We start from the raw sequence: 19,541 nt of genomic DNA, 5'->3' as shown, positions 1-19,541 counted from the left end.
CCCGCCCCGCGCATGATCGCGCTCGATCCAGGATGTAGTGGCTTCCCTGCGCAGGGAAGCCACTACATCCATGTTCGAGCACGATCATCGCGACCGGATGGCGCGGGATCGCGCTCGTAGGGCGGCCCTGACCTCGGCGAGGAATCCGTCGAAGTCGTCCCGGAGGCGTTTGGCGGTGACGTGCAGCACGATCCACTCGTTGCCGAGCAGTCGGTTCAGCCGTCGGCGGTCCCGCTGAAACTGCTCGGGATCGTCGTGCCAGAGCCCGTCATATTCCACCGCCACCTTGAACTCGGGCCAGGCCAGGTCGAGTCGGGCCACGAACCGACCCTGCTCGGCGACGACCCACTGCGTCTGAGGGCGGGGCAGGCCGGCGAGCACCAGCCGTACGCGGGTCCGCGACTCCTGGGGTGACTCCGCGCCGGCGTCCGCCAGATCGACGGCACGCAGCAGGGACCGCCAGCCGCGTCGACCGGCCCGGTTCAGTGCGTATTCGCGGAGGGCGGGCACATCGGTGAGCCGCCTGGCCAGCATGCCGTCGAGGAGTACCACCGCCTCGACCACGTCGAGCCATCGGGCGAGATCCCAGCAGGTGCGCTCCGGACTTGTCACCCTGAGTCCGGCCCTGTCCACCGCGTCGCCGGGGTCGAACTCCCCGCGGTGGATCCGAAGCCCGGCGGTCGGCCCGACCCGGGTCGCCCGGGGAATCAGCACGTCCACCGGCTCGCTCGCGGCGGGTGCCGGGCAGCCGTACAGGGCCGCCGCGGAGCGGCCCGCGATGGCCGCTCCTGGCGGAATCAGCCAACGATCGACGGCGGCGCACCTGATGCCGTGCGTGACCCGGACCCCGGCATCGGCGTAGATGTCCCGGAACAGTGGTCTCCATGCGGAACTGCGTAAGTCGTTTCGGCTCAGCAGGCCGCGCGAGACGGCGATCGAGCCGCGGAAGACCCGACCACGCAACTGCGGCGGGCGTCGCGGAGCTTTCGGCATGCGCTCCAGGCTGGCCGATCAGCCGCCCGCCACGCTGCCCCTGTGGATAACCATGGATCGTGCGTCGGCGGCCGTACGCATGATCGTGCTCGAACAGGGAGGTAGTGGCCTCCCGGGTAGGCGAGGCCACTACATCCTGCATCGAGCGTGATCTTGCCGAGTTACCCGTGGGGGTGGGTTGGCGTGGGGATGGGTGGGTGGAGGGGTGTCGGGTTAGGCGGCGGTGGACCAGATGGCGCGGAAGGCGGCGGCTTCGCCGGACAGCCAGCGTTCGATCTGGTCGGGCTTGGCGTCGCCGGGCATGCGGTGGGCCTGGCCACGGCGGACGTCGACCAGGACCGGCTCGGCGTGCGGGAGCACCGCGTCCATGTGGCGGGCCATCAGGTGCAGGGTGGCGAGCACCGATTCCTCGCTCGGTGGGGTCTCGTCGAAGTGCAGGCGGACCGCTTCGGCGCGACCGTCGCTGTGGCGTACGCCGAAGTGGGGGTTGATCTTGACGGGCAGGTCGCCCAGCATGGCCAGGGCGTCGCGGGTCTGGGCGAGGTCGACGGCGGCCGGCTCGCCGAGGGAGTGCAACCAGGTCGTGGCCCCGGGGACGAGCGCCTGGTAGAGCGGGCGCCAGCGTGGCTTGACCAGATCGACCACCCCGCTCAGGTGCGTGCCGCCGGTGTGGAAGGCGATGTCGGCCTTGAGGGCCTTGACGAACTGGCCGTGCGGGTTGAAGCCGGATCGACTGGCGCGCTGCTTGCGCAGCCCGCCCACGAAGGTCGCCTTGGTGGGGCCGGTGCGGTCGACGTAGCGGGTGAAACCGAGCAGCGTGGCGTACGGGGTGAGGGGCGTGGAGGCGGGAGCGGTCACGGGCGTCCTCCCTAGTCGTAATCCTGCAGGTCAGGAACTCGATTAGTACATACATTCTAATCGACGGGTCTGACATCGCCCAGTGAAAACGGGGGTGCGGAAAACGCGACAAAGGGGGCCGTCCGGCGTGCCGGCGACCCCCCTGGTGGAGATGGTCGGCCGCACACCGCAACGGTCCGGCTAGGCTCTCTCGGCGGCGAGTTCCCGGACCACATGGGCAAAACCGCCAACGAGTCGGGTGTCGGTGCGGTCGGGCCAGGCGAGGGCGATCCGGAGCGGTTCGACGTCGATCAGCGGCACCCAGGCGAGGTCGGGACGGGCGTAGTAGCTCGCCATGCTCTCCGGCACGAAGCAGATGGCCGTCCCCTCCGCCACCTGCTCCAACATCTCCTCGACGTTGTTGCTGGTCGGGCCCCAGCGAGGGCTCGACCCGTCCGGCCGCGGGTTCACCGCCCACCAGTCCACCCACTCGCGCGGCGCCCGCTCGGTCCACACCAACGGCTCGTCGTTGGTGTCCAGGATCGAGACGCTGTCCCGACCGGCGAGTGGGTGTTCCCGGGCCACGGCAAGCAGCCGATGCTCGGTCTGCACCACCTCGACACGCATACCGGTGAGGTCGTTCGGGAGCCAGACGAAGGCGACGTCGACCCGGCCATCGCGCAGCGCGCCGGCCTCCTCGCCCCAGTCGAATCGCCTTGGCTCCACCCGTACGCCCGGATACCGGCGGGCGAACTCCGCCCGGGAACGCGTCGTCAGCTCGCCCGCGCCGCTCGCCTCGAAGCCCACCCGCAGCACCCCGGTCTGGCCGCGCCGGTGCCGCTGCGCCACGGCCGTGATCCGGTCGACCTGCCGGAGCGTACGGCGCGCCTCGGTGATCACGTCGCGCCCGGCGGCGGTCGGCGTCACGCCCCCTGCGTGCCGGTCGAAGAGCCGCACGCCGATCTCCGCCTCCAGTTTGCGCAGAGCGTAGGAGAGAGCGGGCTGGCTGACGTAGAGCCCCTGGGCGGCCCGGCCCAGATTCCCGGCCTCGTCGATCGCCACCAGGTAGCGCAGTTGGCGCAGCTCCATCCCGGAATCATAAATCGGCCTTATGGCCTGAACGATCTTCTGTCTTGGACGCGCCAGGTAGCCGCTGGCCACACTGTTTTCAGCTCATCGCGCCACTGGAGGCCGAGATGTCCACCGAAACCCCGTCCCCCCGCCCGCCGACCGGCCGGGTCTGGCTGATCACCGGGACCTCCTCGGGCTTCGGCCGGACGATCGCCGAGGCGGCACTGAGCGCCGGTGACACCGTCGTGGCAACCGCCCGCCGCCCGCAGACGCTCCAGGACCTGGCCGCGGCCCACCCCGACCGGGTATGCCTGCTCGAACTCGACGTTACGGACGCAGCCCGGATCACCGCGGTGGTCACCCAGGTCATCCTCCGGTACGGCCGGATCGACGTCCTGGTCAACAACGCCGGCCGCGCTCTGGTCGGCGCGGTCGAGGCGACCACCGACCGGCAGCTACGGCACCTGATGGACCTGCACTTCTTCGGTCCTGCGGCCCTGACCCGGGAGGTGCTGCCGCACATGCGCCGGCGGGGTTCGGGTTCCATCGTGCAGCTCAGCAGCATGGGCGGGCGGATGTCCTTCGCCGGAGTCGCCGCCTACTCGGCGACCAAGTTCGCCCTGGAGGGACTCTCCGAGGCACTGGCGGCCGAGGTGGCTCCGTTCGGGATCAAGGTACTGATCGTCGAGCCGGGAGCCTTCCGGACGAACCTCAACGCCGCCGGGGCCATGCTGCGCGCTCCTGCGATCGACGCGTACGCCGACAGCGTGGGGGCGGTCGCGGCGAACCTGGACGCGGCCGACGGCCGGCAGCCCGGCGACCCCGCCAAGGCCGCCACCGCCATCCTCGCCGCACTCGACGCTGACGCGACCCCGCTGCGGCTGGTCCTCGGCAACGATGCGGCAGACGCGATCTCGGCCAGCCTGGAGCAAGCCCGCGCCGAGTTCCTGGCCTGGGAACCGACCGCCCGCAGCGTCCATTTCGCCGACGCCCGCTGAACGGGCAGCTCCTGCTGGGAACGGCCCGGGTCGAGATGGTCGCTAGAGCTGGCCGACGTCGGTGATCCGGACGACCGCGGCGCCGACCTCGTCGGAGGCCACCAGGTCGATCTCGGCGCTGATGCCCCAGTCGTGGTCGCCGTTGGGGTCGTCGAAGCTCTGCCGGACGGTCCACCGCTCCCGCCCCTGCTCGATCATGAGCAGCGCCGGCCCACGCGCGTCGGGACCGACGCCGATCGAGTCGTACTCCTCGAAGTAGGGCGCGAGCGCGTCGGCCCACGCGTCGTAGTCCCAGCCGTCGCCGCCGTCCAACTCGGCGAGCAGGTCCCAGCGGCGCAGCGCGGCCAGCTCCACGCGGCGGAACAGCGCGTTGCGCACCAGCACCCGGAACGCCCGCGCGTTGCGGGTCACCGCGGGCGGCCGGTCGGTCAGGGAGGCGTGCGCCTGGGCCACCTCGGCCACGTCCGACGGGTTGCGCAGCCGTTCCCACTCGTCGATCAGGCTGGAGTCGACCTGGCGGACCAGCTCACCCAACCACTCGATGAGGTCGATCAGCTCCTCGGTCTTGGCGTCCTCGGGCACGGTCTGGCGCAGCGTCTTGTACGCGTCGGCCAGGTAGCGCAGGACCAGGCCCTCCGAGCGGGTCAGTCCGTAGAACTGCACGTACTCGGTGAAGGTCATCGCGCGCTCGAACATGTCGCGGACGACGGCCTTGGGGGAGAGCTGGTGGTCGGCGACCCACGGGTGGCCCTGCCGGTACATCTCGTACGCGGCCTCCAGCAGCTCCGCCAGGGGCTTCGGGTGGGTCACGTCGTCGAGCAGTTCCAGGCGGGCCTCGTACTCGATGCCCTCGGCCTTCATCGCGGCGACCGCCTCGCCGCGCGCCTTGAACTGCTGCGCGGACAGGATCTGCCGGGGGTCGTCGAGGATCGACTCGATCACGCTCAGCACGTCGAGCGCGTACGACGGGGACTCGGCGTCGAGCAGCTCGATGGTGGCCAGCGCGAGGGGCGAGAGCGGCTGGTTGAGCGCGAAGTCGAGCTGGAGGTCGACGGTGAGCCGGATCCGCCGGCCGGTCTCGTCCGGCTCGGGCAGCTCCTCCACGACCCCACCGGCGCGCAACGCCCGGTAGATGGCGATCGCCCGGCGGATGTGCCGGCGCTGGGCGTGGGGCTCCTCGTGGTTGTCGGTGAGCAGGTGCCGCATCGCGGTGAACGCGTCCCCGGGTCGGCCGATGACGTTGAGCAGCATCGAGTGGCTGACCTGGAAGCTGGAGGTCAGCGGCTCCGGCTCGGCGTCGACGAGTCGGTCGAAGGTGGGCTGGCCCCAACCGATCGAGCCCTCCGGCGGCTTCTTGCGGACCACCTTGCGCCGCTTCTTCGGGTCGTCGCCGGCCTTGGCGAGGGCCTTCTCGTTGTCGATGACGTGCTCGGGGGCCTGCACCACGACCCGGCCGATGGTGTCGTAACCGGCGCGACCGGCCCGCCCGGCGATCTGGTGGAACTCCCGGTTCTTGAGCAGCCGGGTGCGGACCCCGTCGTACTTGGACAGGCCGGTGAACAGCACCGTCCGGATCGGCACGTTGATGCCGACGCCGAGGGTGTCGGTGCCGCAGATGACCTTGAGCAGGCCGGCCTGGGCGAGGGTCTCCACCAGGCGGCGGTACTTGGGCAGCATGCCGGCGTGGTGTACGCCGATGCCGTGCCGGACCAGCCGGGAGAGCGTCTTGCCGAAACCGGAGGTGAACCGGAAGGCACCGATCGCCTCGGCGATCATGTCCTTCTCGGCCCGGGAGCAGACGTTGACGCTCATCAGCGCCTGGGCGCGTTCCAGCGCGGCGGCCTGGGTGAAGTGCACCACGTACACCGGGGCCTGCTTGGTCTCCAGCAGTTCCTCGAGTGTCTCGTGCAGCGGCGTCATGGCGTACGAGAAGATCAGCGGGACCGGGCGCTCCGCCGTGCGCACGACGGCGGTCGCCCGCCCGGTACGCCGGGTCAGGTCGTCGACGAACCGGGTGGTGTCCCCCAGGGTGGCGGACATCAGGATGAACTGGGCCTGCGGCAGCTCGATGATCGGCACCTGCCACGCCCAGCCCCGGTCGGGCTCGGCGTAGAAGTGGAACTCGTCCATGATCACCTGGCCGACGTCGGCCTTCGTGCCCTCGCGCAGCGCCAGGTTGGCCAGGATCTCCGCCGTGCAGCAGATGATCGGGGCGTCGGCGTTGACGCTGGCGTCGCCGGTGAGCATGCCGACGTTCTCGGCGCCGAAGACCTCGCAGAGCGCGAAGAACTTCTCCGACACGAGGGCCTTGATCGGCGCGGTGTAGAAGGTCGTCCGGCTGTCGGCGAGGGCCGCGAAGTGCGCGGCGATGGCCACCAGGCTCTTACCCGAGCCGGTGGGCGTGTTCATGATCAGGTTGGCGCCGGAGACGATCTCGATGACCGCCTCCTCCTGATGGGGGTAGAGGTCGAGGCCGCGCTCCTTCGCCCAGCCGGCGAACGCGTCGAACAGGGTGTCGGGGTCGGCGCTTGTCGGCAGCGCGGCGGTGAGCGTCATATCCCGTCCATGGTGCCTGGATCATGCCCCGCTACGCCAACCCGGCGTCCACCGGACCCCCGTCCGGGCCGGCGGGTGCGGGTCGGCGGGACGGGCCAGCGCGTCACCGTCGGCGGTAGAGCAGGTCGGCCACCGGTCGGCCGGCCGTGATCGCCCGCCGCTCGAACTTCGTCACCGGCCGGTGCGCCGGACGCGGCGCGAAGCCGCCGTACGTGTCCACCAGCTCCGGGTCCGCGTCGAGGGTCTCCCGCATCGCCTCGGCGTACTCGGCCCAGTCGGTCGCGCAGTGCAGCGTGCCGCCGGAGCGCAGCCGGGACCTCAGCAGCGCCACGTGCGCCGGCTGGATGATCCGCCGCTTGTGGTGCCGGGACTTCGGCCACGGGTCCGGGAAGAAGACGTGCACCGCGTCCAACACACCCTCGGGCAGGCCGCTGACCAGGGACAACGCGTCGCCCCGCGCCACCCGCACGTTGCGCAGGCCGCCGCGCTCCACCAGGTCGAGCAGGTTGGCGATTCCCGGCGTGTGCACCTCGACCGCCAGATAATCTCGATCCGGGTCGGCGGCAGCCATCACGGCGGTGCTGTCACCCATGCCCGAACCGATCTCCAGCACCACCGGCGCCCGACGACCGAACAGGTCGGCCAGGTCGACGGGCGCGACCGGTCCGTCCGGCACATCCAGGCCGTACGCGGGCCAGAGCCGGCTCAGCGCGTCGGTCTGCCGGTCGCTCATCCGACCCCGGCGGGGGTGGAACGTTCGAATCGTCCGGCTCACGGGCGGGACGGCGGGGTCATGGTCGGTGGCGGTCACAGCCAATCGAGCGTACGCGACCTCGCCAGCGAATCGGATGTGATGTGCGACCGGAAATGAGAGGATCCAACTGGTACGGCAGGTCGGGTGCTCCGCTGCCCGACTCGGCCGCGCGGCGTCGAGAGGGGGCATCGTGGCAGTGACCCGCGGCGGCGTGACCCTGTCGGTGTTGACCGTTCTCGCCGGCCCCCTGCTGAGTGCAGCCCCTTCGTACGCCGCCGTCCCGGTGGCCGCCGCGCCGGTGTTCGCCGCGCCGGTGTTCGCCGCGCCGCAGCCTGGCCCGTCGGCTGGTCAGCCGCAGCCCAACCCGCCGATCGACATCTTCGTCGAGGTGAGCCCCAGCACGGTGCAGCCCGGCTACCTGGTGGGGATCCGGGCCAGTTGCCAGGACAACTCGGTGGGCGCCACCGTCGTCTCCGACGCCTTCGGCGCGGTCGGCGTCCAGCCGCAGGGTGGGGTGCTCACCGCCGCGCCGATGGTGCGGGAGCGCACCCGCCCCGGCAACTACCGGGTCAAGCTGGAGTGCCGCGACGGCGAGACCGCCTCGACCATGCTCCAGGTGGTGAAGAAGGTCCCGGCCCACCCGAGTCGCGGTCCCGCCACCGGCTTCGGTGGCGGTGCCGGTGGCGTGACCGGCAAACTGCTGCTGCCCGTCGGCGCGGCGTTGACGGTCACCGGCCTGATCCTCGCCGTGCTGGCGCTGCGCCGACCACGTGCCGCCCGTGGCATCGGACTCCACTGACCGCCATGGAGATCTTCCGCCCCACGCCACCGCCGCCCGGCTCCCGCTGGCCGGACGACGAGCGCCCGCCGGCCTCGGGTCGCCCGTCGGTGGCTGCCCGTCCGGCGACCGCGGTGACGCCGCGGCGTAGTCGTCCGCCCGGACGCAGCCCCTGGTCCGTGCCGCTGGCCGTGGTGCTGGTCCTGGTCGGGGTCTTCGCCACCGGGGCGGGGCTGGGCCGCTCGGTCGGACCGTTCGACCTGGCCCCGGCCGGTGGCGACCGGCCGGCACGCAGCGAGTCGGCCGGACTGTCGGCCAGCCGCCCGATCCGCCTCAGCGTCCCGGCGATCAAGGTGTCCGCGCCCGTGGCACCCGTCGGGCAGGCGCGGGACGGCTCGATCGCCGTACCGCCGCTGGAGCGGCACAACGAGACCGGCTGGTACGACCGCGGTCCCACGCCCGGTGAACCCGGTCCGGCGGTGATCGTCGGCCACGTGGACACCAAGAGCGGGCCGTCGGTCTTCTACGACCTGGGCAAGCTCAAGCCCGGCGACCTCGTCGAGGTGGCCCGGGCGGACCGGTCGACCGTGGTCTTCAAGGTCGACACCGTCGAGCACTTCCCGAAGGACCGGCTGCCCGCCGACCGCATCTACGGTGACAACGGGCCCGCCGGGCTGCGGCTGATCACCTGCGGCGGCCAGTTCATCGGCGGCCGCACCGGCTACGCCGACAACGTGATCGCCTTCGCCACCCTCCAGTCCTCCCGCAAGCCCTGACCCGAGCCCGGCCCTGCGTCAGCTGAGGAAGGCGAGGAGTTGGCGGGTGGTCTCGTCGGGGGCCTCCTCCGGAATGAAGTGCCCCACTCCGACCGGCTCGCCGCGTACGTCGTCGGCCCACTCGCGCCAGATGGCGAGCGGGTCGTCGTAGAGCTTCGCGACCTGACCACGTTGACTCCAGAGGAACAGCATCGGGCAGCCGATCTTCCGGTTGTCGCGGTCCGCCTCGTCCTGCTGGTAGTCCAGCGTCGCGGCCGCGCGGAACTCCTCGCAGATCGCGTGGACCCGGGCGGGATCGCTGAACTGCCGGACGTACGCCTTCCGCACCTCGGGCGGGAAGGCGTCCTTCACCTTGGGCCAGGTGTCGAGCATGAAGTCGACGAGCACCGCGGGCGCCGCCTTGATGAACTGCTCGGGCACCGGCGCCGGTGCCGCCAGGAAGGACCAGACCCAGTAGGAGAGGCTGAATGTCTTGTCGGCGCGGTCGTAGACGTCGCCGATGGGAACTACGTCCATGACGGCCAGCCGGGTGACCGCTTCCGGCGCGTCCAGCGCGAGACGGTACGCGCAGCGGGCGCCGCGGTCGTGGCCGACGAGGTGGAACCGCTCGTACCCCAGACTCCGCATCACCTCGACCTGGTCGCGGGCGATGGCGCGCATGCCGTACGGCTCGTGGTCCGCGGTGCTCGGCGGTTTGCCGCTGTCGCCCCAGCCCCGCAGGTCGGTGGCGACGACCGTGAAGTGCTCGGCAAGACGCGGCGCGACCTGATGCCACATGAGGTGCGTCTCGGGAATGCCGTGCAGGAGCAGAACCGGGGGCCCGTTGCCGCCCCGGCGTCCGTGGATCGTCGCGCCGGACGTGGCGATGTCGAACTCGTCGAATCCGTCGAACATGGCCAGGACCCCCGCACCGTGGGATGTGCCCTGAGCGAACGGCGTGCAACGGCAGGCAGGGCGACTGATGGCCGGCTACCGCTCGGGCCGTCTCGACGCTATCAACGGAGACGTCCGGCCCGGTGCGATTCGGCTGTGGTGCGGGCTGGCAGCACCGCGAGGGGTGGCTAGGGCTGCGGGACGTGCAGCGCCACCTCGAACTCCAGCAGGCTGGCCCCGCTGGCGACCGGTGGTCGGGGCTTCTCGCCGGGCGGGGCGGCGTGGGCGGCGCGCGAGGGACCGGCGGCCCACGCCTGGTACGCCTCCTCGCTCTCCCACTTCGTGTAGACGAAGTAGCGGGTCTCGCCGGCCACCGGGCGGAGCAGCTCGAAGCCGAGGAAGCCGGGGGAGTTCTCCACCGTGCCGGCCCGGGCGGCGAACCGCTTCTCCAACTCCGCGCCGGCGCCGGGCGGTACGTCGATTGCGTTGATCTTCACGACTGCCATCTGCCCACCCTAGCCACTCAGAACCCCTCCACCGCGGGCACCAGCTCCGCGTCGACCACGATCGGGGCGTGGTCGGAGGGGCCTTTGCCCTTGCGGGCCTCCCGGTCCACGTAGGCCGAACCGACCGCGCGGGCGAAGGGCGCGGACGCGTACACCAGGTCGATTCTCATGCCCTTGTTCTGGTGGAACATCCCGGCCCGGTAGTCCCAGTAGGTGAAGGGGTGCGGCCCCTTCATCGGGGTCGGCACCACGTCGACGAGGCCCAGGTCGCGCAGTGCCGCGAGGGCCGCGCGCTCGGCCGGGGTGACGTGGGTGGAGTGGGTGAAGACCGCCGGGTCCCAGACGTCGGCGTCGGTCGGGGCGACGTTGAAGTCACCGCAGACGGCGAGTGGGAGCCCGCCGGACAGCTCGGCCTCCACCGCGTCGCGCAGAGCCGCGAACCAGGCCAGCTTGTACGCGTAGTGCGGGTCGTCCGGTGTCCGGCCGTTGGGCACGTACACCGACCAGACCCGCACTCCGTCGCAGGTGGCGGAGATGGCGCGGGCCTCCGGGTCGGGAAAGCCGGGCTCGCCGGCGAACCCGACCCGGACGTCGTCCAGCCCGACCCGCGACAGGATGGCGACGCCGTTCCACCGGCCGTCGCTGTGGCTGGCCACGGTGTAGCCCAACGCGCCCACCTCGGTCACCGGGAAGGCGCCGTCCGGGCACTTGGTCTCCTGCAGGCAGACGACGTCCGGCCCGGTGTCGGCCAGCCACTCCAGCAGCCGGGGGAGGCGGGCCTTCACCGAGTTGACGTTCCAGGTCGCCAGGCGCATGCCCTTAGCCTGCCGCATCCGTCCCGGGTACGCCGGGTCAGCTGCCCGGGGTGTCGCCGGGACGGGTCTGTTCGGCGAGGAACCGCTCCAGTTCCGCGCCGAGTTCGTCGGCCGTGGGCAGCGGCCCGGCGTCCGGGGCGAGCAGGCTCTTCTCGCCCCGACCACGAGCGAACGCGTCGTACTGCTCCTCCAGGGCCTGGACCAGGGCGGCGGCGTCCTCGGTCTGGGCGACCTGGCGGTCGATCTCCACCCGGACCACCTCGGCGGCCGAGCGGAGCCCGTCGCCGGGCAGCAGCAGCCCGGTGCTGCGGGACACGGAGGTGAGCAGCACCTCGGCGGCGGCCGGGTACTCGGTCTGCGCCACGTAGTGCGGCACGTGGGCGGCGAAGCCCAACGCGTCGCGGCCCTGCTCGCCGAGGCGGAACTCCAGCAGGTGGCCGACGCTGCCGGGCACCTGGACGCGTTGCAGCCAGGGCTCGTATCCGGCGATCAGCTCGGGGCGGGTGGCGTGCGCCGTCACGCCGGTCGGACGGGTGTGCGGCACCGCCATCGGGATCGAGTTGAGCCCCACGGTGAGCCGGACGCCCAGGCGGGTGGCCAGCCCGGCCACGGCGGCCACGAACCGCTCCCACTGCAGGTCCGGCTCGGGGCCGGTGAGCAGCAGGAACGGGGTTTCGTCGTCGTCCTGCAGCAGGTGCAGCTCCAGCTTGGGCGCGTCGACGCTCTCCCAGTGGTCCTCGACGAAGGTCATCACCGGTCGTCGCGACCGGTAGTCGAAGAGTTGGTCGACGTCGAACGTGGCGATCGGTCGACCCTCCAGCGAGGTGAGCAGTTGCTCGCGCGCCAGCCGGCTGGCGTTGCCGGCGTCCACGAACCCGGTGAGGGCCTGGATCAGGACCGGTTGCCCGAGATCGGGCAAATCGTCGGTGAGCTGGTAGAGCTCGTGTGGGTCGAGCACCGGTGCGGACCTCCCTGAAATGTGCCTGCGGGGCGCCGACGCGACGGAGGGCACCCGTTCGGGCAACGTACCCGCCATCCTGGCGCATTCCTGCGCCGGGCGATTCGTCGCCCGGGGGATGGGCGTGACCGGACTATTCGCCTGATTACGCCGCCAGGCGGCGGTGGTCAGCCGATCGGCCGATGGGTGGTTCGACCCATCGGCCCAGTTTGTCGATCATGTTAGGACCGCAGGCCCGATGTCCGGGCCTGACACCGGCCGTGCCGGCCTGCGTGCGCCGCCGGGTTCATCCGGTACGCGAGGTACGTTCCCCGGGCGGGTCGACCCGCCCGCGACGTCCACCAGTGCGGCCCCGATCTGTGGCGATCACCACGTGATCACCGTGCGTGATCGGACTACCGCCGTGCCTAGCCTCGGTTGATGCGTGACGACGGCACCCTCGACGACCCGTACGCCCCGAGCAGCCCTACTGCCGATACGGAGGATGGCACCTCAGCCGAACGGACAACCGCCGCGAGTCGACTCCGGGCGTACGCCCGGGGCCTGACCGGTCGACGCCGGACCCAGCTGGCCCTGGCCACCGGCGTGGTCTGCTGCCTCGGCCTGACCGTCGTGGCCCAGGTCTGCGACGAGAAGCCCGGCGCGGCGACCCGCTCCGGCCGGCCCGCCAGCGCGGAGCTGGCCCAGCGGGCCGAGCAGGGCGTCGCCTCGCGTGGTCTCGACCGCGCCGCTGTCCCGGCGCCGTCCGCCTCGGCGACCCCCGGCGACCCGGACACCGCGGCACCCGCCCGCAAGGCCGCTCCGGCCCGCCCGACCAAGCCGGCGCCCGTGGCCGGGCTGGACGAGGACCAGATGGAGAACGCCGAGGCGATCGTGCGCGCCGGCCGCAAGATGGGGGTGCCCCGCCGGGGTCTGGTGATCGCGGTCGCCACCGCCATGCAGGAGAGCAACCTCTACAACGTGGCGAGCGGTGTGCTGCCCGAGTCGCAGGACTACCCGCACCAGGGCGTCGGCTGGGACCACGACTCGGTCGGCTTGTTCCAGCAGCGTTCCAGCAGCGGCTGGGGTCCGGTCGGCCGGCTGATGGACCCCGAGTTCGCCACCCGGCAGTTCCTCTCCGCGCTGGAGCAGGTGCCCGGCTGGGAGCGGATGCGACTCACCGACGCGGCCCAGGCGGTGCAGGTCTCCGCGTACCCCGAGTTCTACCAGCAGCACGAATGGCGGGCCAACCGGGTCGTCGACGCCATCGCGCCGGCGGGACGGTAGTCTTCCGGCCACTGTGGACGGTCAGGGTTGAGGCTGTCGCATCCCGGGTACATGTGTTGCGGGTTCGGGGTACACATGACTGAGGGACCATCGACAGGAGGACGCCATGTCACTGATGCAGCGGATCACCACGTTCTTGAGATCGCCGAAGGGGCAGCAGTTGGTTCAGCGGGGTCGTCAGGAGATGGCCAAGCCCGCCAACCAGCAGAAGCTCAAGGGTCTGGCCGCCCGGTTCTCCAACCGCCGCCGCTGACCGCTCCATCGGCCGCCCTGTCCGCCATTCCCATTCCAGGGGAGACCCGGTGACCGACACTCCGCCCGCCGGCGGCCAGCCCGCCCCTACTCCCCAGCCGTCCGTCGATCTGCCCGCCGGGCCGGCGGACGCCCCCGAGGGTCCGCCGGCCCGTCTCTGGGACCGGATGCGCGACGACCCCCAGTACGCCCCGGAGCACCTCGCCCTGGAGGCGGTGCGCCGGCTCGGGCCGGAAGCCGAGCAGTGGGCCGACCGGGCCCGTGCCGAGCAGCCCGGGGTGTCGTCCGACGCCCTGGCCGATCAGGCGGCCCGCAAGTTCGTCAACCTGGCCCGGCTGTCCGGCGCGGTCTCCGGCGTGGCCGGACTACCCGGCGCCGTGATCGACGTGGGTGTCCTGGCCTGGACCCAGGCGCGGATGGTGTTGCACATCGCCGCCGCGTACGACGTCGATCCGCTGCACAGCGACCGGGCCACCGACCTGCTGGTGCTGCAGCGCGTGCACAAGGTCGCCGAGAGCGCCCGACTGGCGCTCGGCGTGGCCGCCGGTCGGGAACGCGCCGACGCGCTCTTCGGCCTGGGCGGCCAGCGTCCACTCGGTCGGGTGATGCTGCAACTCGGCGTCCGGCTGGCCCAGATGGCCGGAGTCCGAGCCGCCAAGCGGATCGTCGCCAAGATCGTCCCGGGCGCGGCCATCGTGCTCGGCACCTGGGCCAACTCGTCGGCCACGAAGGACCTCGCGCAGCGTTCCCGGGCGCTCTACCGCCCCCGGGGCAGCGCGCTGCCGGGACCCCGCCAACCCTGACCGCCCCTCCGGGAGGGTCAACCGGCCATCCCGGAGGGTCGCCACGTCACCTCGGCGAGCCGGTCCTGGCCGCTGGCGTTGGGGTGGAACCAGTCCAGCGGGTTGAGCAGGTCCAGGGTGAACCGGACCTTGTGCGCCGCGCCGCCGTCGTGGCGGCAGCGTGAGCCGTACGCCCGGCAGGCCGCGACCAGCTCGGCGTTGTACGCGTCGATCCGATCCCGGACGGCCACCCGGCGCTCCTGGTCGGCGGGCGCCGTCGAGGTGGCCTCGGCCAGTAGGGCCGGGCAGACGCCCCGCCGCCACGCGCGGACCGCCCGCGGATCCTCGTGCCCGACCTCCCAGAGCCGGTACAGGTCGGGGATGCTCACCACCAGCACCCGGGCCTTGGGCCGGCCGGTCCGCAGCACCTGCATCCCCCGGTCCACGTCGGCCCGAAACCGCGCCACCGGTGTCATCGCGTCCACCCCGCCCCGGCAGATGTCGTTGGCGCCGATGAGCACCGTGACGTAGTCGGGACGGTCGCGTACCGCCGCCCGGGCCTGACCTTCGAGCGCGTCCGCGCGAGCCCCGGCCCGGGCGTGGTTGTACGTCCGGTCGCGGATCGCCGAATTCTGGTCGAGCAGCCGCCGGTAGTGGCTCTCCACCCGCAGCCCGTCGCCCGTGGACCAGGAGTTGCGTTCGCAGGAGGTGAGCACCAGGCAGGAGGCGAAGCCGGTGCTGATCGAGTCACCGAGGGAGGCGATGCCGCCCGGCCCGCTCGACGGCGGTGCGCTCTTCGTGGGGCGGGGTGTCGTGGACGTGCCGCCCTCGCAGGCCAACGCGACGAGCGCGACGAGACAGGCCAGCGCGGCGACCCACCGTCGAGGCATGACGTCCCCCGTTCCGCAGCGCAGAGCGACAGCGCGGTAACTCTATGCGTAGGAGGTGGTTCATCGGGAAGTTGCTGTCGGGTATGCGGCAGAGTGTCGATGGCCGGGCGGCGAGGTGCTTTAATCCAGCCGGGGTGCCGGCTGGCCGTGCAGCCACCCGTGCAGCGCCCGGGTGATCCGGGGCAGCACCAGATAGGTCATCAGCGGGGTCAGGCAGAGCGTCATCAGCAGCACCCGCGCCGCCAACGGCACGGCGGCGAGGAAGTGACTGGTCAGCAGGGTGGCGCTCAGGCTCAGCGGGAAGAACGCCAACCAGATCGTCACCGCCTGCTTCCACCTCGGCGGCGACGCCGGCCCGACCGGCGCCACCGGCTCCACCGAGTGCTCCAGCGGCGGGTCGAACCAGCCCTCGATGCCGGTACGCCGCTCGACCCGGGTGTGCTCGACGATCCCCTGAGCCGAGCTGAGCCACCAGTGCCGCTGCGGCGACTCCTCCCACCGGCGCAGCGTCTCGGCGTCGGCGAAGCGGTAGAGCATGTGCCACTCCGGCGAACCGGGACCGCTCTGCACCCAGCCGGCGCCGAGGAAACCGGGGAACGCCTCGGCCAGCGCGGTGCCGGCCCGCATCCAGGCCACCATCTCGCTGGACCGGGCCGGGTCGACACGGCGGGCGATGGCGACGGTCACCGGCACGGCGAGGGTCATTGACATGCGCCCATCGTGGGGGCAGTGGGGGCCGCGACGCGAACGGATGTAATCGAGCACACCGGTGCCGTCCGCCTGGGGAGCCGATCGGTCGGAACCTGTCGGTGGTCGATGGTCTACTCGGGCACATGGACGACAGCGCGATCCTCGTGCTCGGCGCGACGGGCACCACCGGGCGACGGGTGGCCGACCGGCTGCGGGCGTTGGGCGTCCGGGTCCGCGCCGCCTCCCGCGGCGGCCCGGTGCGCTTCGACTGGTCGGTCGAGTCGACGTGGGCGCCCGCACTGGCCGGCGCGTCCGGGGTCTACCTGATGGCACCGGACGGCCAGCCGGTCGAGCCGGCCCTCGTCCGGTTGGCGGTCGAGCAGGGGGTGCGGCACGTGGTGCTGCTCTCCAGCCGGGCGATCGAGGCGATGGGCGACGAGCGCCTGCTGGCCGCCGAACGGACGGTCCGCGAGGCCGACGCCGACTGGACGATCCTGCGGGCGGACTGGTTCGACCAGAACTTCGACGAGGGCGTGTTCCGGGACGCGGTGCTGGCCGGCGAGGTCGCCGTGCCGGTCGGCGGGGCACGCCAGGCGTTCGTCGACGCCGACGACATCGCCGCCGTCGCGGTGACCGCTCTCACCGAGCCCGGGCACGCTGGCGCGGTCTACGAGGTCACCGGGCCTCGGGCGATCACCTTCGCGGAGGCGACCGAGATCATCAGCCGAGCGGCGGCCCGACCGGTGCGCCACCTCGGCACGGCCGACGACTACCGGGCCGCGCTGGGTCCGCTGGGCGTCCCCGCCGAGGAGATCGAGCAACAGATCGTGGCCTTCGCGGCCCTGCGCGACCTCGGCCACGCCGAGCCCACCGACACCGTGCGCCGGCTGACCGGTCGCGACTCGCGCGACTTCTCGGCGTACGCGGCCGAGGCGGCCTCGCGCGGCGCCTGGCGCGACTGACCGAGGTGTCCGAGGCCGGTTAACGCTGGCGATCGGGGGTAGGTCCCTGGGCATGACGAGATCGCAGCCCCGGCGTGCCCGTGGCACGGTCGGGCACGCGTACAGCGCGCTGAACCTCCGGCTCACCCTCGCCGGCTTCGGGCTGGTGATCATGGTGCTCTTCGCGGTGCTGGCGTTCTGGGCCGGCATCGCCTGGCTCGGCGTACTCTGCGCGATCTTCGCCGTGGTCGCCGTGGTCGACCTGGTCGTGATCCAGCGCCGCCGCGCCGCCCGGCACCGCGAGGAGCCGGGCGTACGACACTCGTTGTTCGAGTGACAGGAGGACGAGATGCCCGATATCGCCACCACCAACCCCGCCACCGGCCAGGTGCTCAAGACCTACGAGGCGATGTCCACCGAGCAGCTCGACGGTGCCATCGAGCGCACCGACCTCGCGTACCAGCAGCTCCGGACGACGACCGTCGACCAGCGTGCCCGGTGGATGACCGTCGCCGCCGACCTGCTCGACGCCGAGCGCGACGAGATCGCCCGGATCATGACCACGGAGATGGGCAAGACGTACGCCTCGGCGCAGGCCGAGGTGACCAAGTGCGCCACGGCCGCCCGCTTCTACGCCGACAAGGCCCCGGGGTTCCTCGCCGACGAGCCGGCCGACGCCGACGCCGTGAAGGCGACCCGGGCGTTCATCCGCTACCAGCCGATCGGTGTGGTGCTCGCGGTGATGCCGTGGAACTTCCCGCTCTGGCAGGTGATGCGCTTCGCCGCGCCGGCGCTGATGGCCGGCAACACCGGCCTGCTCAAGCACGCCTCGAACGTGCCCCAGACCGCACTGCTGCTGGAGGACGTGTTTCGCCGGGCCGGCTTCCCCGAGGGAGCGTTCACCACCGTGCTGGTCGGCTCGGACGCGGTCGAGACGATCCTGGCCGACCCTCGGGTGCGCGCCGCCACGCTCACCGGCAGTGAGCCGGCCGGCCGCTCCATCGCCCAGATCGCCGGACGGGAGCTGAAGAAGACAGTCCTGGAACTCGGCGGCAGTGACCCGTTCGTGGTGATGCCCTCCGCCGACGTGGACCGGGCCGCCGAGGTGGCCACCACCGCCCGCTGTCAGAACAACGGCCAGTCCTGCATCGCCGCGAAGCGGTTCATCGTGCACACCGACGTCTTCGACGCGTTCGCCGAGAAGTTCGCCGCGAACATGGCCGCGCTGCGGGTCGGCGACCCGATGGACCCGGACACCGACGTGGGGCCGCTGGCCAGCGAGCGTGGCCGCGACGAGGTGCACGCCCAGGTCCGCGACGCCGTGGACAACGGGGCGACCGTGCTCTGCGGTGGCGAACTGCCGACCGGCGAGGGTTGGTTCTACCCGCCGACCGTGGTCACCGACCTCACCCCGACGATGCGGATGTGGTCCGAGGAGGTCTTCGGCCCGGTCGCCGGCCTGTTCCGGGTGTCGTCGTACGAGGAGGCGATCGAGGTCGCCAACGGCACCAACTTCGGGCTCGGCTCGAACGCCTGGACCCGGGACCCGGCCGAGCAGGAACGTTTCGCCACCGACCTGGACGCCGGCAACGTCTTCATCAACGGCATGACCACCTCCTATCCGGAGTTGCCGTTCGGCGGTGTGAAGAACTCCGGCTACGGGCGCGAGCTGTCGGCGCTGGGCATGCGGGAGTTCTGCAACACCAAGACGGTCTGGGTGGGCGAGGGTGCCGCCTCGGCTGGAGCCGGCGCGCACGCCGAGTAGCTTGCAGGCATCAGCCGGTGCCGTCATGGGTAGGAAGTGCGCCCATGACGCTGTTCGGATTCCACGCCTCGCATGAGCAGATCGGTCCGCGCGCCCTGTTGGAGGCGGTGAAACACGCCGAGCGAGCCGGCTTCGACGCCGCCATGTGCTCCGACCACTTCTCCCCGTGGAGCGCCCGGCAGGGCGAGTCCGGCTTCGCCTGGTCCTGGCTCGGCTCGGCGTTGCAGGCCACCGGCCTGCCGTTCGGGGTCGTGAACGCGCCCGGCCAGCGGTACCACCCGGCGATCATCGCGCAGGCGATCGGCACCCTCGGCGCGATGTACCCGGGCCGGTTCTGGGCCGCCCTGGGCACCGGTGAGGCCAGCAACGAGCACATCACCGGCGACCCGTGGCCGCGCAAGGACGTCCGCGCCGCGCGCCTGCGGGAGTGCGTGGACGTGATCCGGGCGCTGCTGGCCGGCGAGGAGGTCAGCCACGACGGCCTGGTCCGGGTGGACCGGGCGCGGCTGTGGACCCGCCCCGAGGAGCCGCCCGCGCTCGTCGGCGCCGCCGTCAGTGTGGCCACCGCCCGCTGGTGCGCCGAGTGGGCGGACGGTCTGATCACCGTGAACGCCCCGGTGGCACACCTGCGCGAGATGATCGACGCGTACCGGGGCGCCGGCGGGCGCGGCCCGCTGCACCTGCAGGTGCACGTCTCCTGGGCGCCGGAGCAGGAGCAGGCCGAGGCGCTCGCGTACGACCAGTGGCGCAGCAACGTCTTCGCCCCGCCGGTCTGCTGGGACCTGGAGACCGTCGAGCACTTCGACGTGGTCTCCGCCGACGTGCCGAAGCAACGGGTCGCCGAGATGGTGAACATCTCGGCCGACCTGGGCCGGCACGTCGGCTGGCTGGAGGAGTACGCGCAGCTCGGCTTCGACCAGATCGCCCTGCACCACGTCGGGCAGGAGCAGCGCGGCTTCATCGATGCGTTCGGCGCGGAGGTGCTGCCGAAGTTGCGGCCGACCGGCTGATCGAGGGACGGATCCGCGGACCCCTAGGCT

The 19,541-nt window shown here is 71.9% G+C and carries 21 protein-coding genes; 10 read left to right on the top strand and 11 right to left on the bottom strand.

All coding sequences use genetic code 11. From position 1 onward, the window contains the following. Positions 1-84 precede the first annotated feature (84 nt). The 3 genes from AB0O48_RS11095 to AB0O48_RS11085 form a co-directional block, all read right to left on the bottom strand. Positions 85-993, bottom strand: a complete 909-nt coding sequence (locus AB0O48_RS11095; RefSeq protein ID WP_357245614.1) for a hypothetical protein — start codon at positions 991-993, stop codon at positions 85-87. 213 nt (positions 994-1,206) lie between these two features. After that, positions 1,207-1,851, bottom strand: coding sequence for a hypothetical protein (locus AB0O48_RS11090; RefSeq protein ID WP_357245611.1), 645 nt, complete (start codon positions 1,849-1,851; stop codon positions 1,207-1,209). Positions 1,852-2,031: 180 nt separating this feature from the next. Beyond that, on the bottom strand, positions 2,032-2,919 hold the full coding sequence (locus AB0O48_RS11085) for a LysR family transcriptional regulator (RefSeq protein ID WP_357245608.1): 888 nt from the start codon (positions 2,917-2,919) through the stop codon (positions 2,032-2,034). Between the two features lie 107 nt (positions 2,920-3,026). Here AB0O48_RS11085 and AB0O48_RS11080 point away from each other — a divergent pair, with 107 nt between their 5' ends. Next, a complete protein-coding gene (locus AB0O48_RS11080; RefSeq protein WP_365064765.1) occupies positions 3,027-3,899 on the top strand; it encodes an oxidoreductase in 873 nt (290 codons plus the stop codon). Between the two features lie 42 nt (positions 3,900-3,941). Here the strand turns inward: AB0O48_RS11080 and AB0O48_RS11075 are convergent, their stop codons facing one another. After that, positions 3,942-6,455: a DUF3516 domain-containing protein gene (locus AB0O48_RS11075; protein ID WP_357245602.1), complete on the bottom strand. Its 2,514-nt coding sequence runs from the start codon at positions 6,453-6,455 to the stop codon at positions 3,942-3,944. Positions 6,456-6,558: 103 nt separating this feature from the next. Beyond that, positions 6,559-7,188, bottom strand: a complete 630-nt coding sequence (trmB, locus tag AB0O48_RS11070; protein ID WP_357569921.1) for a tRNA (guanosine(46)-N7)-methyltransferase TrmB — start codon at positions 7,186-7,188, stop codon at positions 6,559-6,561. 208 nt (positions 7,189-7,396) lie between these two features. On the opposite strand from trmB, the gene AB0O48_RS11065 reads away from it, so the two are divergent. Both AB0O48_RS11065 and AB0O48_RS11060 read left to right on the top strand, forming a co-directional pair. Continuing rightward, positions 7,397-8,008: a hypothetical protein gene (locus AB0O48_RS11065; protein ID WP_365065142.1), complete on the top strand. Its 612-nt coding sequence runs from the start codon at positions 7,397-7,399 to the stop codon at positions 8,006-8,008. A gap of 5 nt (positions 8,009-8,013) precedes the next feature. Further along, positions 8,014-8,763, top strand: coding sequence for a class F sortase (locus tag AB0O48_RS11060; protein ID WP_365064760.1), 750 nt, complete (start codon positions 8,014-8,016; stop codon positions 8,761-8,763). An 18-nt stretch (positions 8,764-8,781) separates the two neighbouring features. Here the strand turns inward: AB0O48_RS11060 and AB0O48_RS11055 are convergent, their stop codons facing one another. From AB0O48_RS11055 to AB0O48_RS11040, 4 genes are all read right to left on the bottom strand, one after another. Then, complete coding sequence (locus tag AB0O48_RS11055) at positions 8,782-9,657, bottom strand: alpha/beta hydrolase (RefSeq protein ID WP_365064757.1); 876 nt, start codon at positions 9,655-9,657, stop codon at positions 8,782-8,784. A gap of 167 nt (positions 9,658-9,824) precedes the next feature. Beyond that, complete coding sequence (locus AB0O48_RS11050) at positions 9,825-10,142, bottom strand: antibiotic biosynthesis monooxygenase (protein ID WP_365064755.1); 318 nt, start codon at positions 10,140-10,142, stop codon at positions 9,825-9,827. A 17-nt stretch (positions 10,143-10,159) separates the two neighbouring features. Continuing rightward, positions 10,160-10,957: an exodeoxyribonuclease III gene (locus AB0O48_RS11045; protein WP_357569920.1), complete on the bottom strand. Its 798-nt coding sequence runs from the start codon at positions 10,955-10,957 to the stop codon at positions 10,160-10,162. Between the two features lie 37 nt (positions 10,958-10,994). Then, positions 10,995-11,915: a PAC2 family protein gene (locus tag AB0O48_RS11040; protein WP_357245585.1), complete on the bottom strand. Its 921-nt coding sequence runs from the start codon at positions 11,913-11,915 to the stop codon at positions 10,995-10,997. A gap of 420 nt (positions 11,916-12,335) precedes the next feature. On the opposite strand from AB0O48_RS11040, the gene AB0O48_RS11035 reads away from it, so the two are divergent. The 3 genes from AB0O48_RS11035 (at position 12,336) to AB0O48_RS11025 (ending at position 14,236) form a co-directional block, all read left to right on the top strand. Continuing rightward, entirely contained in the window at positions 12,336-13,181 is an 846-nt protein-coding gene (locus AB0O48_RS11035) for a peptidase M23 (RefSeq protein ID WP_357245582.1), read from the top strand. 106 nt (positions 13,182-13,287) lie between these two features. Next, positions 13,288-13,434 (top strand): hypothetical protein, encoded by a 147-nt coding sequence (locus AB0O48_RS11030; RefSeq protein ID WP_357245580.1) that lies wholly within the window; start codon positions 13,288-13,290, stop codon positions 13,432-13,434. Between the two features lie 49 nt (positions 13,435-13,483). Then, a complete protein-coding gene (locus AB0O48_RS11025; RefSeq protein ID WP_357245577.1) occupies positions 13,484-14,236 on the top strand; it encodes an EcsC family protein in 753 nt (250 codons plus the stop codon). Between the two features lie 17 nt (positions 14,237-14,253). On the opposite strand, the gene AB0O48_RS11020 is transcribed toward AB0O48_RS11025, so the two are convergent. Both AB0O48_RS11020 and AB0O48_RS11015 read right to left on the bottom strand, forming a co-directional pair. Then, complete coding sequence (locus AB0O48_RS11020) at positions 14,254-15,105, bottom strand: GDSL-type esterase/lipase family protein (protein ID WP_357569919.1); 852 nt, start codon at positions 15,103-15,105, stop codon at positions 14,254-14,256. A 120-nt stretch (positions 15,106-15,225) separates the two neighbouring features. Further along, positions 15,226-15,816 carry an antibiotic biosynthesis monooxygenase gene (locus AB0O48_RS11015; protein WP_357245571.1) on the bottom strand — a complete coding sequence of 197 codons (591 nt, stop codon included), beginning with the start codon at positions 15,814-15,816 and terminating at the stop codon, positions 15,226-15,228. 122 nt (positions 15,817-15,938) lie between these two features. Here AB0O48_RS11015 and AB0O48_RS11010 point away from each other — a divergent pair, with 122 nt between their 5' ends. Genes AB0O48_RS11010 through AB0O48_RS10995 form a run of 4 tightly spaced genes read left to right on the top strand, consistent with a single transcriptional unit; the run spans position 15,939 to position 19,511 of the window. Next, a complete protein-coding gene (locus AB0O48_RS11010) occupies positions 15,939-16,757 on the top strand; it encodes an NAD(P)H-binding protein (RefSeq protein ID WP_357569918.1) in 819 nt (272 codons plus the stop codon). 52 nt (positions 16,758-16,809) lie between these two features. Continuing rightward, positions 16,810-17,073 (top strand): DUF6343 family protein, encoded by a 264-nt coding sequence (locus AB0O48_RS11005; protein WP_357245564.1) that lies wholly within the window; start codon positions 16,810-16,812, stop codon positions 17,071-17,073. 12 nt (positions 17,074-17,085) lie between these two features. Continuing rightward, a complete protein-coding gene (locus AB0O48_RS11000; protein WP_357569917.1) occupies positions 17,086-18,501 on the top strand; it encodes an NADP-dependent succinic semialdehyde dehydrogenase in 1,416 nt (471 codons plus the stop codon). Positions 18,502-18,545: 44 nt separating this feature from the next. Further along, positions 18,546-19,511 (top strand): TIGR03885 family FMN-dependent LLM class oxidoreductase, encoded by a 966-nt coding sequence (locus AB0O48_RS10995; protein WP_357569916.1) that lies wholly within the window; start codon positions 18,546-18,548, stop codon positions 19,509-19,511. The last annotated feature ends 30 nt before the right edge of the window (positions 19,512-19,541 follow it).

This window comes from Micromonospora sp. NPDC085948, from assembly GCF_040686315.1.
Lineage (GTDB): Bacteria > Actinomycetota > Actinomycetes > Mycobacteriales > Micromonosporaceae > Micromonospora.
This window is presented reverse-complemented; position numbering and strand designations above follow the sequence as displayed.